Annotated in this window: 3 protein-coding genes and 1 pseudogene; all 4 read left to right on the top strand. The window is 37.7% G+C overall.

Annotated features, from left to right (window positions below):
• Positions 1-138 precede the first annotated feature (138 nt).
• A complete protein-coding gene (locus AC3DU7_RS25050; RefSeq protein ID WP_488042007.1) occupies positions 139-387 on the top strand; it encodes a hypothetical protein in 249 nt (82 codons plus the stop codon).
• 281 nt (positions 388-668) lie between these two features.
• Positions 669-2858: a hypothetical protein gene (locus AC3DU7_RS25045; RefSeq protein ID WP_488042006.1), complete on the top strand. Its 2190-nt coding sequence runs from the start codon at positions 669-671 to the stop codon at positions 2856-2858.
• Between the two features lie 914 nt (positions 2859-3772).
• Entirely contained in the window at positions 3773-4216 is a 444-nt protein-coding gene (locus tag AC3DU7_RS25040; protein WP_488041200.1) for a T3SS (YopN, CesT) and YbjN peptide-binding chaperone 1, read from the top strand.
• 677 nt (positions 4217-4893) lie between these two features.
• Positions 4894-4999, top strand: a pseudogene (locus tag AC3DU7_RS25035) (sigma-70 family RNA polymerase sigma factor); the annotation flags it as partial.

Raw genomic sequence — 4999 nt, 5'->3', positions numbered from 1 at the left:
AAGCCATGGCATCATCCATCATACTTTTCTATTTTCTAAACCTTCTAGGGATTTAGATAATAATATTTAACTGTTTTGAATTAATCAAGCTCATGTTAAGGATAATTACAAATCTTCATTAAATCTTTAACAAAATTAGTGCGTTCTTTACCATTTCTTTATAGAACCCATGCCGAACTATTTCATAGTGTTAGCTTAGAACAAGTTTATGCAACAATTTTGTATTATTTGCGCGATCACGAAACGGTAGGACAATATTTAGACAATTGGTTGGACTATACGAATAAAGCTCAAGCTGAATTTGACCGTCATCCTCCTCTTTTTGTGGCGAATCTACTAAAGTGGAAGTTGGAACCTTTAGCTGAAGCAGAGGAAGTTCCTAAATAATGGTAATTAGGGTTTGCTGAAAAAGTCTTTTTCAGGAGTAGGGGAGTAGGGGAGTAGGGGATATCCTTACTCTCAATATAATAAATGTATAAAATGTATAAGCACTAAAGCTAAATTAATTGTATATTTGATGGTCATATTAAATAGGTAGGCAAAATTATTTTTATATCTACTGCTCAAGCAAACAAGTATATTTTTATTTCCTACTCCCTGCTTAAAGATGTTAAATTAATTTTGCACAAATACCTATTAGTTTACATCAGTATAACAAGGAAATTGAAATGGGTGAGTTTAGAGAAAATTTAGCTCAAATGCCCCTAGAAGATCAATACTATCTCTTAGAAACTTTACCAGGTTTTCTCGTGAGTGAATCTGATACAGAACAATTGCATCGTTTACTCACAGATTTCGATTTTATCGAATCAAGACTATATTTATTTGGAGTAGAATATCTCTTAAATGATTATGAAGAAGCCATGCATTCCAATGTATGGACCTCAAGAGAAAAAATTAAAACTCTAAAATTAATTCAAGGGGCAATTGAGCTATCATCTCATATCCTTGTCGAAGATAAAACCCAGCTAGCAGGACAACTGTGGGGGCGACTGCTATCTTTTGAAATACCAGAAATTCAGGAAATGCTACAACAAGCAAAATCCTGGAACCGGACACCCTGGTTAAGACCAATGGCACCAAGTCTCACACCTCCAGGAGGTAGACTACTACGAACTTTCATTGGTCACACAGGCTGGGTAAATGCAGTAGTTGTTACCCCAGAAGGATTGGTAATTTCTGGTTCTGCTGACAATACTCTCAAAGTTTGGAACCTGGAAACTGGGAAAGAAATAGCGACCTTGACTGGTCACAAGGCGAGAATTAGAGCCATAGCATTGCTAGATGATAAATGGGCGGTCTCTGGCTCTGATGACTTTAGTATTAAGATTTGGAACCTAGAAACAACTGAAGAATTTCTCACTCTCACTGGTCATACAAGAGGAGTAAGAGCAGTAGCAGTATTACCAGATGGTAGATTAATTTCTGGTTCTTCAGATAATACGATTAAAGTCTGGAATTTGGAAACACAAAAAGAAGAATTTACTCTCACTGGTCATAAAGGTTGGGTAAATTCGTTGGCGGTATTATCCGACCGAGAAATTATTTCAGGGTCATCTGATCGCAGTCTCAAAATTTGGAATATCCAGACAGGAGAAGAATTGTTTACATTGAGTGGTCATGAGGGTGGTGTGAGAACTGTGGCGAAACTTCCAGAAGGACAAGTAGTTTCCGGTTCTTCTGACAACACAATTAAAGTTTGGAATTTGCACAGCCAAAAAACTACTCTAACATTCAAAGGTCACGCTAAAGGGATAAATGCAGTAGCAGTATCTCCAGACAGTAAGGGAATTATTTCTGCTGCTTCAGACAATACTCTCAAAGTTTGGAGTCTCCAGACAGGAGAAGAGTTATTTGCTCTCAAAGGTCATGCTGACTCTGTATATGCAGTTGCAGTTTTACCAGATGGACGCATAATTTCGGGGTCTGATGATTTTACTCTCAAAGTTTGGAGTCTTGACACTTCTGTAGAATTACCACCTCCGATCGGCCATACTAATAGGGTGAATGCAGCAGTGGCACTGCCAGAATTACTAGCAGCATCAGCATCTTGGGATAACACAATTAAGGTCTGGAATTTAAACACAACAAAATCAGTTGCTACTCTTAAAGGTCATACCGATCGAGTTAATTCTGTAGCAGCATTACCAGACAAACGTATTATTTCAGCTTCTGATGATAACGCTCTCAAAATTTGGAGTTGGGAAACAGGGCAGGAGTTGTTGAGTCTAGAAGGTAATACTAGATGTATTTTTGCTGTGGCAGTTACACCAGATGGTAAACGAGCGATCGCCTGTTTATCTGACCAAACTCTAAAAGTCTGGAGTTTAGAAACTTTAAAGGAGGTTGCTACTCTTGTAGGACATACTGACTGGGTAAGTTCAGTGACAGTAACGCCAGATGGTAAGCGAATAATTTCTGGGTCTTTTGATAAAACTATTAAAGTCTGGTGCTTGGAAACTGCAGAAGAAGTTTCTACTTTAGTCGGTCATAATGGATGGGTGAAAGCTTTGGCTGTAACGCCAGATGGTAAGCGAGTAATTTCTGGGTCTTTTGACAAAACTATTAAAGTTTGGTGCTTGGAAACTGCAGAGGAATTATTTAGTTTGAGCGGTCATACTGACTGGGTAAGTTCAATTGCTGTCATACCAAATGGTCAGCAAGTGATTTCTGCATCTGACGATCGTACTCTCAAAGTTTGGGACTTAGAAAAGCGACAAGCGATCGCCCATTTTACAGGAGAGAGTTCTTTAGAGTGTTGCGCTGTGGCAGAAGATGGGGTAAAAATTATTGTTGGTGAAGCTTCTGGCAGGGTACACTTTTTAAAATTAGAAAGTTATCTGGAATACGGAGAGTAGGGGAGTAGGGAAGTAGGGGAGTAGGGGAGTAGGGGAGTGGGGGAGATTAAAGATTTAAGTAACTATAGAATTATTAAAGATATATTATGATATAATTAGGGTTTGCGTATGGAAAGTTTTTTTACTCTTTGTAGGGAGTAGGGAGTAGGGAGTAGTTAGGACGTAGAAGCAATGGGAATTACAGATTCCGTGGCCAAAACAATAGTCAGAGTAATTTTTCGGGTAGCACACGGCCGAAAAAGCTCATACTTTTTTCAAACATAAATTACCTAAAACCCATATCAGTCAATGCGCGCGATATTTAATCAGCAAGCCCTAATTAAATCTTATATAAGACGAAAGCTAAGGATAGAAGAGAAAGTTTCTCTAGGGCGATTTATCTTAATTGGAAACAATCTTCAAGAGCGATCGCTCAATAATTTAAGAAAAAATTGCTTTTGAGCAAAAATTACTGCGATCGCCTGATAGAAATTAATTTATCAAAGTCATTGTTGTTTTAAAATTTATTGTTTTAGTAATTGCAATGCTTGAATTGCCAGGAATAAAAAACCCACCGAGCCCAATGCAGTGAGCATTTCGGCTACTAAATTAGGTGTTAATATTTCACTCATAATTGTATCCTTACGAAAATAATCAACATACAGCCTATTTTATCTCAAACTTCAAGAATTGATATAGTATAATAATTGTATTTTTTGCATTGGTGATTTGAGGTATGATATCATGTCCAAGTGAGAGCGCAATAGAACTCAGTTCCGCTTACAGGTTAACGTGCGTTGTGCGCTAGCAAACAAAAAATTTTCTCCTTCTACTTCTCTTTTTCTTTCTTCCCTCCTGACTCCTGAGTTCTAAGTAATTAAAGTTATAAACTATACACTAATTCAGCAACGCCGTAAAGCTTTTGGAGAAAAATAATGCAATTTGAAACAAATGTACAAGAAGCTTGCTATAACAAAGTATCTCTCTGGATGAGAGAATTATTTGATAAATTTCCCTGCGTGAGACAAGACTTACCAGGCATTACTTTATTTATGGGTTCTGCCTTAGTTGAAGTATCTGTTTTTGCTTGGGGAGATAATGAGGCAATAATTAATACTCGCTCCTATGTGGTGACAAATGTAGATTTAAAAGCAGATTTGATGAGATTTTTACTGCAAGAAAATAGTAAAATGCGGTTTGGTGCTTTTGGTATAGATGAAGATAATAGCATTATATTTGAACATACAATAGTCGGCTCTACTTGCGATAAACCAGAATTAGAAGCATCAGTAAGAGCAGTTTTAGCAATTTCTGATGAATATGACGATAAAATTGTTGAACAGTGGGGAGGGCATAGGGCCATGGACAGAATATATTAGGGCCTGCCGAAAAAATTAGTTGGTGGTGGTAGGATACGGGGACGTGAAGACGTGGAGATGGTCTGATTTAATATTTAAGTGTGGATAGAATTATAAATATATACTGTATGACGGGATTTTATATTACCACTCTAAGTAATTAGGAAAAAAACTCCTTTTTCTGTCCTGAATTTTAACTTCTGTAATATCTATTTAGCAACGCTTAAATTATTAGCTTAATCATTTTAATTGCTTTATTTTAGAGGAGATCTGAAAAGTTTTTTGATACTGAATTTTGCCCCCCTAGTAACCCTACGCGGAAGTCAGAAGTATTGATTGGTAAGGATTTTAGGATTTTGTAACTGGTCAGTTATTTCCGCCATTCTGCACTAGCCCCCCAATTTTGGGGGGAACAAGAGTCGATTTGCTTGCTCTAGTCCCCCTTTATTAATCCCTCTCCCGTCCCTCTTGGAATCCCCCTCCTGTACCCCTTGGAATCCCCCTCCCGTCCCCCTTGGAAAGGGGGAAGCCAGAGGATGCTGCGCTTTTGAAGGATGGGAAAGCCAGAGGATGCTACGCTTTTTGTTGAATGGGGGATGCGCGGTGGCTAGGATGTAGTAAATGGGACTTCTCAGACAACCTCTTAGAATTAATAATAGTTCAATCAAATATTCATTAATCTAAATTTTTTATACTTTATGCTGAAAACAGAGCCTACTTACACATTCCCTGAATCTAATCATCCTATTGTTAAGTCACTATTCCATCATAGTGACCAGGAACTATTGACCTTATTTCAAAACT

It is taken from the genome of Okeania sp., assembly GCF_983059655.1.
This window is presented reverse-complemented; position numbering and strand designations above follow the sequence as displayed.

Bases quoted from the DNA above. Each gene is read 5' to 3' on its own strand.
- AC3DU7_RS25045 (WP_488042006.1), top strand. From the start codon at position 669: ATGGGTGAGTTTAGAGAAAATTTAGCTCAAATGCCCCTAGAAGATCAA.
- AC3DU7_RS25040 (WP_488041200.1), top strand. From the start codon at position 3,773: ATGCAATTTGAAACAAATGTACAAGAAGCTTGCTATAACAAAGTATCT.